This is a genomic window from Paenibacillus sp. LS-5 (assembly GCF_056121505.1).
The window spans coordinates 1-15,198 of record NZ_JBWAVA010000033.1 but is presented as its reverse complement, the minus strand read 5'-3'; the positions used below and the strand labels follow the sequence as shown (position 1 = coordinate 15,198).

Below are 15,198 nucleotides of genomic sequence, written 5' to 3'. Positions count from 1 at the left end.
CGCGGCGGCAGGGTAAGCCGCGAGCGGCAGCTGCGCGCAGCCGCGCTGGCCTGGCGAGGGCTGGCGGCGCGGTACGGCCCGCCGCCGCCCGGGGTGACGGCGAGGGAGTACGCCGCCTCCCTGGCCATTGAGGATGCGCGGCTGCGCGCCGCGCTCCGGCAGTTCATACGCCAGTGGGAAGCTCTGGCGTACAGCCGTCCCGCTGCGTCAGCACAGCCGCAGTGGCAGCCGTCCGCCATGCCGCCCCGTGCAGCAGCGCAGAATCCGTCCTTCCTGCCGCTCTGTGAAGCGGCGCTTGTCCCGTCCGCCCAGCCGCCCAGCCCAGCGACTGCCCGTACGTTCCAGCGCCAACGCAGAACTGGGACTGTAGCCGCCAGCAACAAAGCCCCCGCCGAAGGCGCCAGCTTTGTCGGCAGCTGTCTGGCAATAATCCTCCGCCTGACTTAATGACAATTTGGCGTAACCTTCAGATTGTGAACAACTGCCATATTGTTGATATTTGCTTGCTGCACAAGGGCTGAACCATTGAATAAACGTGCCTTCCTTTCCTTGACGGTAAGAATTAACCATGAGTATAATGAATCCAATAATCAAGGGAGGCACGTAATGAACAAGCCAAATGAAATTATCGTCGTTCTCGATTTCGGGGGACAATACAATCAACTTATCGCGCGCAGAATCCGGGACCTGGGAGTATACAGCGAGCTTCTGCCGTATAATACGCCAATTGAGAAGATCCAAGCACTATCGCCGAAGGGGATTGTCTTCTCCGGTGGACCAAGCAGTGTGTATGCCGAGGATGCACCTCACGTAGATCCGGCTATTTATGACTTGGGCCTTCCGATTTTCGGTATCTGCTATGGTATGCAGCTTATGGCTCACCAGCAAGGCGGAAAGGTAGAACGTGCGGACAAGCGGGAATATGGCAAGGCCAACGTTGACTTTGAGATGGATGCGGTACTTGCCACGGGCCTTGAGAGCGGTCAGACGGTATGGATGAGCCACGGCGATCATGTGGTGGAACTGCCGACCGGATTCAAGCTGGATGCCGGCACGGAGAGTGCACCGATTGCGGCAATGAGTCATGCAGACCGCAAATTCTTCGCTGTTCAATTCCATCCTGAGGTGCGCCACTCCGTGAACGGGAATGAGATGATCTCGAACTTCCTGTACGAAGTTTGCGGATGTGAAGGCAAATGGACGATGGAATCATTTATTGAGGATGCCATCAAGGATATCCAGGATAAAGTCGGCGACAAAAAAGTACTCTGTGCCCTCAGCGGCGGTGTAGACTCTTCGGTTGTTGCGATGCTGATTCACCGGGCAATCGGCGACCAGTTGACCTGTATGTTTATCGACCATGGCCTTCTGCGCAAAGGTGAAGCAGAGAGCGTAATGGAAACCTTTGTCGGCAAATTCGACATCCATGTGGTGAAGATCGATGCACGCGACCGTTTCCTGGGCAAGCTGGCCGGTGTCTCCGATCCCGAACAGAAACGCAAAATCATCGGCAACGAATTCATCTACTGCTTCGACGAAGAATCGGCCAAGCTGGGCGACTTCTCTTTCCTTGCCCAAGGTACGCTGTACACCGATATTGTAGAGAGTGGAACGGCAACGGCGCAGACCATCAAATCGCATCACAATGTCGGCGGACTGCCGGAAGATATGAAATTCAGCCTGATCGAGCCATTGAACACCTTGTTCAAGGATGAAGTGCGCAAGCTGGGCGAAGAGCTCGGGATGCCGCATGCCATTGTCTGGCGCCAGCCTTTCCCGGGACCGGGACTTGCGATCCGTGTGCTTGGCGAAGTTACCGAGGAGAAGCTGACCATCGTGCGAGATTCTGATTACATCCTGCGCGAGGAGATTGCCAAGGCCGGACTCGACCGCGAAATCTGGCAGTATTTCACCGCATTGCCTAACATGAAGAGTGTGGGCGTTATGGGTGACGAACGTACTTATTCCTACACCGTAGGCATCCGCGCCGTGACCTCTATCGACGGCATGACCGCCGACTGGGCACGTATCCCTTGGGAGGTGCTGGAGAAAATCTCCGTTCGCATCGTCAACGAAGTGGACAACGTCAACCGCATCGTGTATGACATTACCTCGAAACCGCCAGCAACGATTGAGTGGGAGTAGATTTATATTGCTGCACCGCACAGGAACCTTCAAATCCACGTTTACCGTGGGATTGAAGGTTTTTTGTGGTCGTAAGGCTGCTGGAGTTGTTTGGTCATATGCATTTTTTGTGTAATTAGTTAGATAATACTTTTGAAGCGTGTATTAGAGGAGGCAAAGCAATGAAAGCCATTGTCATCGATCGTTATGGAGGCAAGGAAGAACTTCAAGAAAGAGAAGTACAGAACCCTAATCCGCAAGCACATCAGGTCGTAGTCAAAGTGGCCGCTACTTCGATCAATCCAATTGACTGGAAGCTGCGTGAAGGCTACTTGAAACAAATGATGGATTGGGAGTTTCCGATTATTTTGGGGTGGGATGTCGCCGGGACGATCTCAGAAATCGGCAGCGGGGTAACGGATTGGAAAGTGGGGGATGAAGTGTTTGCACGCCCTGAAACCACCCGCTTGGGTACGTATGCTGAATATACTTTGGTGGATGATCACCTGCTGGCACGCAAGCCTGACAACATTTCATGGGAAGAAGCTGCATCGGTTCCGCTTGCAGGCCTGACCGCTTGGCAGGCACTTTTTATCCATGGCGGACTTAGTGCGGGGGAGAAGGTATTAATTCACGCAGGCGCAGGTGGCGTGGGTATGTTCGCGATCCAGTTTGCCAAACAAGCCGGAGCCTACGTGATTACAACAGCCAGCGAGCGTAATCATGAACTGCTTGCTTCTCTCGGAGCGGACCAGATAATTGATTACCGCACAACCCAGTTTGAAGATGTTTTATCCGATGTGGATGTTGTGTTTGATACAATGGGCGGGGACGTTCAGAAGAACAGCTTCAAAGTACTCAAAAAGCATACCGGGCGGATCATATCGATTGTCAGCAATTTTGATGAAGAGCTGGTAAGGGAGTTTGACGTAACTGCTAAAAATATATGGCTGGAACCTAATGGCCAGCAGCTTCAGGAAATCGCCGGTCTCTTGGAGCAGGGGAAAGTAAAGTCAGTAGTCGGTGCTACATTTCCTTTTTCGCAAAAAGGGTTGTATGACGCCCATGCATTAAGTGAAACTCACCATGCAGTTGGTAAAATAGCTATCTCGTTCCCCTGATGCTTGCCGGTTTATCTCAATCCGTTAAAATATAAGAGCATCCCTACCCAGGGTGCTCTTTTTATCATGACTACAAGGAGCGTGGGGCAGTATGGAGGATCGGGAAACGTTATTTACACACATTGCATCAGCCTCTCTGAGCAAGAGAGTGAGCACCTTAAGCAGCAAGCTGGCCCGTAAAATGTCACCTAAAAGCGCAGCAGACATGGAGGCGCTGTCGGATCTGGCCCTGCTGCTGTATATCAACGGCGATACCGGTTCGGCCCGGCAGGCATGTGAATTGACGGATGGACTGGTATTCGATAATAACTATAATATCTGGACCTTTATACATATCATCCGGGCTTTAAAGGCAAGGATTCTAAGGGAGACAGGGGAGAAGGAGCAGGCTGAGACCCTCATCGCACAGATTGAAGCGGATCATCTGACACCGGGCAAGCTGATGGACCGTGAAGCGAAGCTGGAGCTTAGGCAGCGTATCAAAAACCGTACAACCTATCAAGAACTTACCAACCAGGACAAAATTGAGCAAGCCTCGTCACCGGCCAGTGCGGCAGCTTACCGGTTCGTGGCTCTGAAGGGCATGATACAATGCCGCGAAATGGAGGGATACCCTCTCATTGACAAGGACAAGCTAGAAGAAGGGATTAAGAATTACACCGCTGAGCTGCTACAACTGCCTAATTACAGCTACGTATAGTGTACATCCTGATAAATGTCTGAATTACGAACAATAACAAATAATCTGAGTTGAATGTTCGTATTTACCATTGACAAGTGATGTCATGTACGCCTAAAATAATAAAGCGTTAAAGCAGCATAAATATTCGTATAATTCCGGGGATAGGCCTGGAAGTCTCTACGAGGTCACCGTAATGACCTGGCTACGATTAAGAAGAGCAAGGCTCCACAATCCTTCGGGTTTTGTGGTGCGAAGCTGCTCTTTTTTCGGGCCGGTGTCTCCCAAGATGCCGGCTTTTCTGTTGCTTTCGGACAACATACACCTTAGGGGGAGAACAATTTGAACCGTTTTTTCAAGTTGAAAGAAAACGGCACCACAGTACGCACAGAGATTATGGCCGGTCTGACCACTTTTATGGCAATGGCGTATATTTTGTCGGTTAATCCAGGCACACTTACCGCCTTTGGCCGTATTGACATGGGCTGGTATTCCGTATTCCTGGCAACCGCTCTTGCAGCGGGGATCTTCACCATCGCCATGGGACTGTTCATTAATTTTCCGGTAGCGCTGGCACCTGGTATGGGCCTTAATGCATATTTTGCATCCGTAGTTTTATCCTCGGCAACCACTGACCATGAGTTTACCTGGCAAATGGGTCTGACCGCTGTATTTATCTCCGGTATTATCTTTATCCTGCTTACGATCACTCAGATCCGGCAGATCCTGCTTACTGCTATTCCTGACAGCTTGAAGCATGCTATTACTGTCGGTATCGGTATGTTCATTACCATTATTGGTCTGAAGAACAGCGGACTGATGACAATCGGCGTAGAAGCCGGCAAAGACATCGCCGCGAATAAGTTCACTGATGTACTTTCCTTTGAGACAGTTATCCATATGGGCAGCCTGGAGAACACCAATGTTCAACTGGTGATCATCGGTCTGCTGCTGATCTCCATCCTGATGGTGCTTCGGGTACGCGGTGCCATCCTGTTCGGGATTCTGGGAACTACGGTTGCGGCTATCCTCATGGGCGCAGTTGATTTTAGTTCTCTGTCGAATCCGCAGACTCCATGGGTACCTGATTTCTCACAGCTGAACTTCTGGGAATTTGACTGGAAGGGCATCATGCACACGGGTATCGTATCCGCGATTGCAACATTTACATTCGTTGAATTGTTTGACACCTTTGGTACGCTTGTCGGTACGGCTGAACGTGCCGGAATTATGAAAGACCCTGAAGAAGGCAAGAAGCGTGTCGGAAAAGCTATGTTCGTTGATGCAGTAGCTGTTGCCGGCGGTGCAATGCTCGGTACTTCCACCACTACTGCTTATGTTGAGAGTGCTGCCGGTGTTGCTGAAGGCGGACGTACAGGTCTGACTGCTGTCACTACCGGTGTCTGCTTCCTGCTTGCGCTGTTCCTGGCTCCAATCGCTGCTCTGATTCCAGGCTCTGCCACTGCTGCTGCGCTGATTATTGTCGGTGTGCTGATGGCACAATCGATCCGCGAGATTGATTTTCAGGACATGGTCCTGGCGATTCCAGCCTTCCTGACCTTTGTCATTATGCCTTTCACTTACAATATTGCGAACGGGATTTCGTTCGGGATTGTGACATACGTAATCCTGGCCTGTGTAGCTAACCTTAGCGGCAAAAAGAAATACGACATCCACTGGATGATGTGGGTGCTCGCTGTTCTGATCGTCCTGCGCTATCTTCTGATCGGCAGCCAGGGCTAAGTATATTAAGCAATCTAGATATACCTGAACGTACAGGTTTTTATTTGAGCGGTCTCTTCTATTTAGGAAGGGGCCGTTTTCTTATTCTGGGGAGCCTATAGGCGACTTCGGGAAAACGGCTGCTGCGGTCTTTTCTTGGGCGGGCATTTCGATTATATTGTTGAAGGGGTGATCCTATTGTCCGGCTTTTTCCAAAAAACATATCGAACCTGCAAAGACAACCCGTGGCCGCTCGTACTGTTTGTACTGGGTGCCATTGTAAGAACAGCATATCTCGGCTCCATTCCTTCAGGACTTAATCAGGATGAGGCATCCATTGGATATGATGCTTATGCGATCCTTCATTACGGGATTGACCGCAACGGCGTTCATCTCCCCATTCACCTCATCGCTTGGGGCAGTGGGCAGAATGCACTGTATGCTTATTTATCGATGCCCTTCATCTGGCTGTTTGGATTGACTCCGCTATCTGTTAGGGCGCTTAGTCTAGTGATGGGCCTGCTTGGCGTGGTTTTTTTCTATTTAATTATGAAAAGGCTGTTTCCATCCAGGGCAGCGGGTATATTCGCCATGTTTATTATCGCCATTAATCCCTGGCATATCATGATGTCCAGATGGGCGCTTGAATCCAATTTGTTCCCCACATTGATTCTGATCGCCTTCTATTTTCTGCTTAGATCCTTTCAGAATCCTAGATGGTCTTATGGCTTCTCGGTTATCCTGGCAATCTCACTGTATGCGTATGGTACAGCCTACTTTTTTGTGCCTCTATTTGCTATCAGTACAGCATTTCTTCTATTGTATAGTAGGGCCTTGAAATTCCGGACGTTTGGCTGGAACGCGCTATTATTTGTGCTCCTTGCTGTGCCTATACTATTATTTATAATTATTAATCATTATGGCTACTCACAGATTGCGGCGGGGCTCTTCACGATCCCCAAATTAACGATGCCCCGGGTAGAGCAGATTTCTTCTGTATTCGGCGGGGAGCTTTTCAAGACAGCATCTGGCAACTTCAGTTCATTTGTCCAGCTCATGCTTAGCGGGAGTGACGGACTTCCATGGAATTCTATATCACCATACGGCTATGCTTATCCGATTGCGCTACCCTTTGCTCTGCTCGGGCTTATCATCATGATGTATGAGTTCTATCAGCGCGGACGCGAAGGGCTTGTACATATCGCCGTGCTGCTCTGGCTTGGCATCGCCATACTAATGGCTTTGATTACAGATGTGAATATCAACCGGATCAATATTATTTTTTACCCGCTAATTTTGCTGGTTGCCGCAGGTGGATTCTGGCTGTATCAGCAACTTAAGCTTGCCGGTATCCTATCGGTGCTGGCATTTGCTGTGATGTTCGGCTTTTTTACAAATGCTTATTTTCGTGAGTTCCCCAAGGACATTGGCCCAGCCTTTTATGACTCATTGGGGGAGGCTATCCAGTATGCTTCAGGAGCAACCAGCGGTAACATCTATGTTACGGATAAGGTCAATATGCCCTATATCTATGTCCTCTTTTATGAACAAATCAATCCGCATGACTTCATGGATTCTGTCCGATACATCAATCCCGGAGATGCATTTCAAAGGGTTGCTTCATTTGGCCGGTACAAATTCGGCACTCCGGATAATCAATCTGGACCGAAGGCATATGTCTACGGAAATAATGAACCTTTACCTGCTGTAAATGGAGGCTATACGATTACTCGCTTCAAGAATTACAGTGTGCTTATTTATAACCCTGCGGAAGGTATGAATGCTGTTGATGTAGAAGGAGTGCAAGCCGAAACTTTTTAACGGGGACAGGTGCTTCACGTGTGTAGACTGAACTGGTGCAGGAGATGAATATCATTCTATTGTGATTCCTGACGCTTCCCTTTAGAAGGGTGAGCAGGCGGAAATTTTACATAACCGGCGGGAACGGCTGGATTAACAATGACGAGGTGAGGTTGGAACGATGATCAAGAGTACACGCGCGGCCGTAATGATGCTTTTAATGCTGTTATTGTTCATTCTCCCTGCAACAAGCAGTAGTGCGGCGGGCAATTTATTGCAGAATCCGGGCTTTGAGGATGGGGAAGAGGGAGCTCCTTCGGGCTGGACCAAAGATATGTGGATCGCAGGAGACGGCTCCGGGCTGCTCTCTGTGCAGTCTGAGGATGTCCATTCCGGGAGCAAGGCAGCGGTTATTGAGAATCTGGAGCCCAATCACCTCAAATGGGTGCAGACGATTGCCGTTTCGCCGAACAGCTACTATAAGATTTCCGGCTATATCAAAGTCGTAAGCACGGCAGGTGAAGGCCTGGGTGCAAATATTTTGCCTGTTGGCATAGGGAGCGGTTATCCCGATACCAAGGATACGGCTGGGGATTGGCAGTACCTTGAATTCTACGGTCAAACTGGCCCCGAGCAAAAAGAGCTGGGCATTGGTGCAGCCCTCGGAGGCTATGCCAGCCTGATTCAAGGCAAAGCCTATTTTGATGACCTGTCGGTTGAACAGGTGGATGCCGCTCCTGGCGGAGCCAGTGTCATCTCGCTGGATAGTGGAGCCGCAGCGGCCCAGAACGGAAGCGGCAAGGCTGCAGAGACACCACACAAAGTATCGCCTGCCAAGCTGCTTCTGCTGTCAGCGCTATTCAGTATCTTTTTCGCTTTCTTTTATAATAGGGCATTCCGCAGTGACCGGCTTCTAAAACAGCCGGATGTGATCTATACCCGATGGCTTTATGTAGTCTTCGGTGCAGCTTTAATCCTGCGGATTTGGATCGGCTTGACCGCGCAAGGGTATCAGAATGACATGAATACCTTCATCGCCTGGGGCCAACGCCTTTTGGACCTGGGGCCCGGGAAATTCTATGAAGAGGGATATTTTGCCGATTACCCTCCGGGATATTTGTATGTTTTATACGTGCTGAGTTTAATTCGCGGACTGTTCGGGTTTGCGCACGGCTCTGGAGGAGAGACACTGCTGTTTAAGCTGCCAGCGATTATTTCCGATCTGGTACTGGGCTGGCTGATCTACCGCGCAGGGCGCAAGAAGCTCGGCTCCGGCATGGCGATCGGCCTGATGCTGCTGTTCCTGTTCAATCCGGCTGTCTTGATGGATTCGGCCGCTTGGGGGCAAGCGGACTCGTTCTTTTTAGTGTTCCTGCTGCTTAGTATTCTGGGTGCTTCCGAACAAGGCTTTGTGCGTTCAGCTATCTTTTTTGCCCTAGCTACGCTTATTAAGCCACAGGCGCTAATTTTCACTCCTGTGCTGCTGTTTGCCTTTTATCATCACCGTGCGTGGAAGCAGCTGGCAGTCGGCGCTCTTTACAGTCTTGGTATCTTTGCCGTACTGGCGGCGCCATTCTTCTGGAACAACGGCGGATTAGGAGGACTTATAGATCTTTACAAAGGGACTTTGTCCTCCTACCCGTATTCCACGGTGAATGCTTTTAATCTATATGCGCTAACCGACCCGATGTGGGCTTCGATTGATACGATGTGGCTGGGAATTGCTTACCGTACCTGGGGGTTTATTTTCATCCTGGTGGCGGTTGCTCTTGCAGCCTATTACTCATTCAAAAAAGACCGCAACGATCTCTCGAAGTCCTTCTTCATTGGCATGGTCCTGATCGTGGTCGTATTTGTGTTCGGTACAAAAATGCATGAACGTTACATGTACCCGGCTTTGATCCTGTGCCTGTTCGCCTATATGGGAAGCCGGGACCGGCGGTTCCTGAGCCTGTTCCTTGGCTTTACTTTGACACAGTACCTTAACGTAGGGTATACACTGGCCCATCTGAATGCTGGCAATAATCCGCCTTCGGACGGGATTGTGCTGGTGACTGCGATTGCTAATATCATTTTGGCGGTATATATGCTGTACGTAGGCTATTCCGTATATGTCCTTAACAACATTAAGGAACTCGCACCACCCGTAACTCCGTCTGAGAAGTATGATGCGGATGTTGAACTCGCTGAGGGAATCCGCCCCCTGGTGAAGAGTGTCCGAGCCGGCAGGTTCAAGCTGCAGCGTAAAGACTGGATTTGGATGCTGGGCATTACTGCCGTATATGCGGCGCTGGCATTATTTCATCTGGGCTCTACCAAAGCACCGGAAACCTTGTGGGAACCGGCAGCCAGCGGTGAGAGCTTCTATGTAGATCTGGGTCAGAGCAGACAGCTGGAACGTGTGAATATTTTTGGTGGTGTCGGGACCGGCAAATTCAAGCTGGAGTTCAGTGAGTCGCCGGATGCCTGGAATAGTCCCCTGGACATCAATGAGGATGTCGGCAATGTGTTCATTTGGAAAAGCCAGTCTTTGAACGTAGCGGCAAGATATGTGAAGCTGACCGTTACCTCTCCGGGCTTCACCCTGAATGAGATGGCTTTTTATGAACAAGGGGGAGGCAAAACTCCGCTGCCGGTCGTCAGTGTTACACCTGATGGTACAGTTGCCAAAAGAGGCCTGCCGTCTAACCTGTTTGACGAACAGTCAGTTATTCCAGAAAACTCCGGGTTCATGAACAGCACCTACTTTGATGAAATCTACCATGCCCGTACGGCCTATGAATATACCCATGGTATTGTTCCATATGAGAATACCCATCCGCCTCTCGGCAAGCTGCTAATCTCGGTTGGTATGGAACTGTTCGGCGTCAATCCGTTCGGCTGGCGGGTGATAGGTACTCTTTTTGGGATTGCAATGCTGCCGCTGATTTATATCATGGCCCTTAGACTATTCCGAAAGAGTCTTTACGCAGCCCTGGCTGCCGGATTGTTCGCACTCGATTTCATGCACTTCACCCAGACGCGCATTTCGACCATCGACGTCTACGGGGTATTCTTTATCATGCTGATGTTCTATTTCATGCAGCGTTATTTCACAATGAATTTCTATCGTGTACCGCTGCGGCAGACGCTGGCGCCTCTATTCTGGTCGGGTCTGTTCTTCGGAATCGGCGTAGCCTCCAAATGGATTGTAATCTATGGAGGAGCGGGACTTGCTATTATGCTGGCACTGGCCTTGTTTGAACGTTACAAAGAATACAAAGCAGCGGGACATTTGCTGTCTGAGGGTAGAGTGGGGGATCAGGAGCTCGCAGCAGCCTGCCGTACCGCAACCGGATCATTCTGGAAGAATACTATTCTAACCCTGATTAGTTGCCTGTTATTTTTTGTGATTATTCCAGGCATCATCTATAGCCTGTCCTTTATCCCCGTGCTGTCTGTCTCGGCAGATGGCTACACGTTCAAAGGTCTGATTGAAGCGCAAAAGAACATGTATGATTATCACAGCCAGCTTGTTGCCACCCATCCTTTTGCTTCTTCCTGGTGGGAATGGCCATTCATGAAACGGCCGGTGTGGTTCTTCAGCGGCGGCGAAGGCCTGCCGGAAGGACAGGTGAGCAGCATTGTCACGATGGGCAATCCGCTGATCTGGTGGACCGGCATCTTTGCGATGCTGGCCGCGGTCTGGTTTACAGTGAAACGTAAGGACAAGAACCTGTACATGATCTGGATCGGGTTCTTCTCACAGTATGTACCGTGGATGCTGGTGCCGCGTGAGACATTCCTATACCACTATTTTGCGATGGTTCCGTTCATGATTCTTGCCATTGTATATATCCTGAAGCTGCTCGACAGCAAATATCCTGAAGCCCGCTACATGCGTTATGTCTACGTGGCTGGAGCTGCACTTCTCTTTATATTGTTTTATCCCGTACTTTCAGGTATGCAGGTCAGTAAAGACTATGTGGACGTTATGCTGCGCTGGTTCCCCTCCTGGGTATTCTGATCTGCTGCCGTATGCTTACGGAGCAGGTGCGTGTTTTTGAAGAGTGTAAAATACAACCAGGTGTATGCTTTCGAAGTGAGTTTTGACCGAAGTCAATCTTGAAGCATATGCTGACAAAATTTTAGGAGGAACAAAGGTGAAAGCCAGATACAGTGTAATTGTCCCCATGTTCAATGAGGAGGAAGTCATTCAGCATACGTATGAGCGTCTCACAAAGGTAATGGACGGATGCGGAGAACCCTACGAGCTGGTCTTCGTCAACGATGGAAGCCGGGACCGTACCGCCGAGATTATGCGCAGGGTCAGCAATCAGGATGAGCATGTCAAGCTGATCGATTTCTCGCGCAACTTTGGCCATCAGGTAGCGATTACGGCGGGGATGGATTATGCAGAAGGTGAGGCGGTCGTAGTTATTGATGCGGACCTGCAGGACCCGCCGGAGGTTATTTTGCAGATGATCGCGAAGTGGAAAGAGGGTTATGAGGTTGTTTATGCCAAGCGGCTCAAACGCCACGGGGAGACCTTTTTCAAAAAAGTAACCGCGAAGATCTTCTATCGCCTGCTCAGCAGCATGACAAGTGTGGATATTCCTACGGATACTGGAGATTTTCGTTTGATCGACCGTAAAGTATGCGATGTCCTGCGCGGCCTGAAGGAGAAGAACCGTTATGTGCGCGGACTGGTAAGCTGGGTGGGTTTCCGGCAGACCATGGTTGAATACGTGCGTGAAGAGCGTTTTGCTGGTGAGACCAAATATCCGCTCAAGAAAATGATCCGGTTTGCACTTGACGGCATTACCTCCTTTTCCCATAAGCCGTTGAAAATCGCTTCGTACATCGGATTTTTCCTATCCTTCTCGAGCTTTCTTTACTTATTCTTTGTTTTGTTCCAAAAGGTTTTCACCTCATGGACCGTCCCGGGCTGGGCTTCTATTGTTGGCGTCAATCTGCTGTTTAACGGTATTGTGCTGATGCTGTTAGGTGTAATTGGTGAATACATCGGCCGTATATATGATGAGTCCAAGGATAGACCGCTGTATATCGTGCGCGAGACCAAGGGCTATAGGGACGTTAACGATTCCGTACGTGCGGACATGCGGAAGGGAAATAATGATGTCCAATAAGCAGCTGAATGCAGGATTTATCCAGTTTTTAAAATTCAATGCCATAGGCCTGCTGAATACATTGATTGATTTTGCCGTATTTACCTTGCTGCATTCGCTGGGAATGATGAATACACCGGCCCAGATTATTTCTTACAGTGCAGGGACAGCCAATAGCTTTATCTGGAATAAAAAAGTGACTTTTAAGGATCATGACCGGGGGAGACAGGACGGTTTTGACCGGATGCAGCTGGTAAGGTTTATAGTACTGAATCTCGTTGTGCTGGGCATATCGGTATTGCTTATGCATTTGCTGACAGACAGCTTCGGATTACAAGTGCTTATTGCCAAAGTGCTGGTTACAGGTGTGACCGTGGTTATCAACTTTTTTGGAAGCCGGAAGTGGGTATTCTGAAAAGGGTTCATCAAAGGACGAGGAGCTTTAGAGCTTGGGTCTGCACCAACTAACTTACGGAGGTGATGTTCATGCGCAAGTTCTCTTATTTTATTATTCTTGCCGGAATTCTTATTATGCTGTACCCCAAAGCAAATGAATGGTACAACGATTGGCAGCAGCAAAAGCTATTGGAAGAAGCCGAACAAGTATACAGCGAAAGTGCGCCTTCAACGTCTCCGCAGTCTGACCTGAGTAAGCAATACGCTGAAGTCACTCAGCTACTCACAGAGGAGTCCTCAGCGAGTCAGGTGGAGGCGACAGAACCGACATCTCCCGAAATTCAGCTGGGCGGTAAGATTACGGGCATCATCCGGATCGACAAAATCAATCTGAAGCTTCCTATCTTGGAGGGTGCCACCAAAGCCAATATGAAACATGCTGCTGCCCATATGAAAGAGACTGCTGCCATTGGGCAGGTTGGGAATGCTGCGATTGCTGCCCATAGATCAAGAACGGCCGGGAGGCTTTTTAACAGACTGAATGAAGTGGAGATCGGCGATACCATATCCGTACAGACGAGTGAGCAGGATTACAGGTACGTGGTGTATGATATTTCGATTGTTGAACCTACGGATATTTCTGTTTTGAATGGGCAGGGGAAAGATAAAATCCTCACTCTGATTACCTGTGATCCATTGGTGAACCCAACACATCGCCTGATCATCCACGCTAAGTTATCCTAAACTCGACAAACTGTGACTTAAAGTCCAGTACATTAAAGATTTTATCGATAAATAGTCGGAATCTAGTGATTTTGATCTTGTTTATAGAGATGAATATGGTAGTATATAACTATAAAAGCTAAGCACGATAACGGCAAACCTATCGAAAGGTAGGGACGCAAAGCTAAAGGGCCTTCCCTCTGTAGGATGGCAGCCAGCTCCCGAATGAAGAGGCTTTTTTTGTTTGTTTCTTATATGAATCTAGCAATCACTATAGAAGTAAGAACAGATAAAGCTTATACGATAACGGCAAACCTATCGAAAGATAGGGACGCAAAGCTAAAGGGCCTTCCCTCATGGATGGCAGCCAGCTACCGAAAGGGGTTTTATCCTTGAAAAAGCTCTATTTTATGTTGTTGACACTGTTCGTAGTCGCTACTTCCGTTCAAGCAGGTTCGGCTGAAGCTGCCAGCACGGATACAGGATGGTTAAATAGATCGAAGCTGGACCAGGGGGTAATCGCAGTCTCTTACGATGTACCCAAGGACAAACGCATTAAGCTAATGGTCACTAAAGACAACAATAGCTATACTTACAATCTTTACGCATCTAAGCCGACTGAAACGTTCCCATTGCAGCAAGGGAATGGCTCTTACAAGATTTCGGTTCTGGAGAATACTACCGGCAACAAATACAAAGTGCTTTCCTCCGAAACGGTAGATTTAAGACTAGATAATGTTAACACCGTATATTTGAGCTCTGTGCAGAATGTGAAATGGAGTTCTTCCGATAAATCAGTTCTCAAAGCCGCCCAGCTGACACAGGGATTGACCACCGATGAGCAGAAGGTAAAAGCCATTTATAACTTCATTGTATCTAATGTGAAGTATGACTATACTCTGGCCTCTACGGTTACGACAGATTATATTCCGAACAATGACAATACACTGCTCACCAAGAAGGGCATTTGCTACGATTATGCTTCATTGTTTGCAACCATGCTTCGCAGTCAAGGTATACCCGCTAAGCTGGTAATGGGGAATACAAGTTATGTAACTTCCTATCATGCTTGGAATGAAGTATTGCTTAATGGCAAATGGGTAACGGTTGATACTACAGTTGATGCTGGGCTGGGCAAGAGTACCCAGGCTGCAGCATTGATCAAAGTAGCAAGCAAATACACGGCAGCAAAGTTCTACTAATAGGAGTAGAAGTGTAATTAAATAATAAATACGATTTGAAGATAACCCACTTTGATGATTAAGTGGGTTATCTTTCTTTTTTTAAAGGGGTTGCTTTTTCATAGGACTATAGGGTATTATAAATAAGCGTTGTTGGAGCATTGCTAAGTAATCGAGAATGACTGAGTAAATCATTCGAAAAAAATAACTTGTATTGCTCGAACGAATGTGATATATTATAAGAGTTGCTGGTGACGAGATAATCGACGCCGACAACGAGCTTGATCTTTGAAAACTGAACAACGAGTGAGTGGGATTTCACGCAAGTGAGATCCAAAATAGAG

At 48.8% G+C, this 15,198-nt stretch carries 11 protein-coding genes, 1 pseudogene and 3 riboswitches; of the genes and pseudogenes, 11 read left to right on the top strand and 1 reads right to left on the bottom strand.

Annotated elements, in window-relative coordinates:
* Positions 1–93: 93 nt before the first annotated feature.
* Positions 94–156 (top strand): annotated as a pseudogene (locus AC0MA3_RS26140) (hypothetical protein); the annotation flags it as partial.
* A 51-nt stretch (positions 157–207) separates the two neighbouring features.
* On the opposite strand, the gene AC0MA3_RS26135 reads toward AC0MA3_RS26140, so the two are convergent.
* Entirely contained in the window at positions 208–453 is a 246-nt protein-coding gene (locus AC0MA3_RS26135; RefSeq protein ID WP_474658300.1) for a hypothetical protein, read from the bottom strand.
* A 153-nt stretch (positions 454–606) separates the two neighbouring features.
* On the opposite strand from AC0MA3_RS26135, the gene guaA reads away from it, so the two are divergent.
* From guaA to AC0MA3_RS26085, 10 genes are all read left to right on the top strand, one after another.
* The gene (gene guaA, locus AC0MA3_RS26130) at positions 607–2,145 is read left to right on the top strand and encodes a glutamine-hydrolyzing GMP synthase (protein ID WP_379158688.1); all 1,539 of its coding nucleotides are present in this window, start codon (positions 607–609) and stop codon (positions 2,143–2,145) included.
* Between the two features lie 161 nt (positions 2,146–2,306).
* Positions 2,307–3,245 (top strand): NADP-dependent oxidoreductase, encoded by a 939-nt coding sequence (locus tag AC0MA3_RS26125; RefSeq protein WP_379158692.1) that lies wholly within the window; start codon positions 2,307–2,309, stop codon positions 3,243–3,245.
* A gap of 91 nt (positions 3,246–3,336) precedes the next feature.
* On the top strand, positions 3,337–3,945 hold the full coding sequence (locus AC0MA3_RS26120; RefSeq protein ID WP_474658299.1) for a DUF6707 family protein: 609 nt from the start codon (positions 3,337–3,339) through the stop codon (positions 3,943–3,945).
* A 107-nt stretch (positions 3,946–4,052) separates the two neighbouring features.
* A riboswitch (purine riboswitch) is annotated at positions 4,053–4,152 on the top strand.
* 114 nt (positions 4,153–4,266) lie between these two features.
* On the top strand, positions 4,267–5,667 hold the full coding sequence (locus AC0MA3_RS26115; RefSeq protein ID WP_474658298.1) for an NCS2 family permease: 1,401 nt from the start codon (positions 4,267–4,269) through the stop codon (positions 5,665–5,667).
* A 177-nt stretch (positions 5,668–5,844) separates the two neighbouring features.
* Entirely contained in the window at positions 5,845–7,467 is a 1,623-nt protein-coding gene (locus AC0MA3_RS26110; RefSeq protein ID WP_474658297.1) for a glycosyltransferase family 39 protein, read from the top strand.
* Positions 7,468–7,627: 160 nt separating this feature from the next.
* On the top strand, positions 7,628–11,452 hold the full coding sequence (locus AC0MA3_RS26105; protein WP_474658296.1) for a glycosyltransferase family 39 protein: 3,825 nt from the start codon (positions 7,628–7,630) through the stop codon (positions 11,450–11,452).
* Between the two features lie 136 nt (positions 11,453–11,588).
* Positions 11,589–12,575, top strand: a complete 987-nt coding sequence (locus AC0MA3_RS26100) for a glycosyltransferase family 2 protein (RefSeq protein ID WP_379158707.1) — start codon at positions 11,589–11,591, stop codon at positions 12,573–12,575.
* On the top strand, positions 12,562–12,969 hold the full coding sequence (locus AC0MA3_RS26095) for a GtrA family protein (protein WP_474658295.1): 408 nt from the start codon (positions 12,562–12,564) through the stop codon (positions 12,967–12,969). Before AC0MA3_RS26100 ends, AC0MA3_RS26095 begins: the two co-directional genes overlap by 14 nt.
* A 71-nt stretch (positions 12,970–13,040) precedes the next feature.
* Positions 13,041–13,694: a class D sortase gene (locus AC0MA3_RS26090; RefSeq protein ID WP_474658294.1), complete on the top strand. Its 654-nt coding sequence runs from the start codon at positions 13,041–13,043 to the stop codon at positions 13,692–13,694.
* 122 nt (positions 13,695–13,816) lie between these two features.
* Positions 13,817–13,899, top strand: a riboswitch (cyclic di-GMP riboswitch).
* A gap of 72 nt (positions 13,900–13,971) precedes the next feature.
* A riboswitch (cyclic di-GMP riboswitch) is annotated at positions 13,972–14,052 on the top strand.
* Between the two features lie 13 nt (positions 14,053–14,065).
* Complete coding sequence (locus AC0MA3_RS26085; RefSeq protein ID WP_474658293.1) at positions 14,066–14,875, top strand: transglutaminase-like domain-containing protein; 810 nt, start codon at positions 14,066–14,068, stop codon at positions 14,873–14,875.
* The last annotated feature ends 323 nt before the right edge of the window (positions 14,876–15,198 follow it).

Bases quoted from the DNA above. Each gene is read 5' to 3' on its own strand.
- guaA (WP_379158688.1), top strand. From the start codon at position 607: ATGAACAAGCCAAATGAAATTATCGTCGTTCTCGATTTCGGGGGACAA.
- AC0MA3_RS26125 (WP_379158692.1), top strand. From the start codon at position 2,307: ATGAAAGCCATTGTCATCGATCGTTATGGAGGCAAGGAAGAACTTCAA.
- AC0MA3_RS26120 (WP_474658299.1), top strand. From the start codon at position 3,337: ATGGAGGATCGGGAAACGTTATTTACACACATTGCATCAGCCTCTCTG.
- AC0MA3_RS26105 (WP_474658296.1), top strand. From the start codon at position 7,628: ATGATCAAGAGTACACGCGCGGCCGTAATGATGCTTTTAATGCTGTTA.
- AC0MA3_RS26095 (WP_474658295.1), top strand. From the start codon at position 12,562: ATGATGTCCAATAAGCAGCTGAATGCAGGATTTATCCAGTTTTTAAAA.
- AC0MA3_RS26090 (WP_474658294.1), top strand. From the start codon at position 13,041: ATGCGCAAGTTCTCTTATTTTATTATTCTTGCCGGAATTCTTATTATG.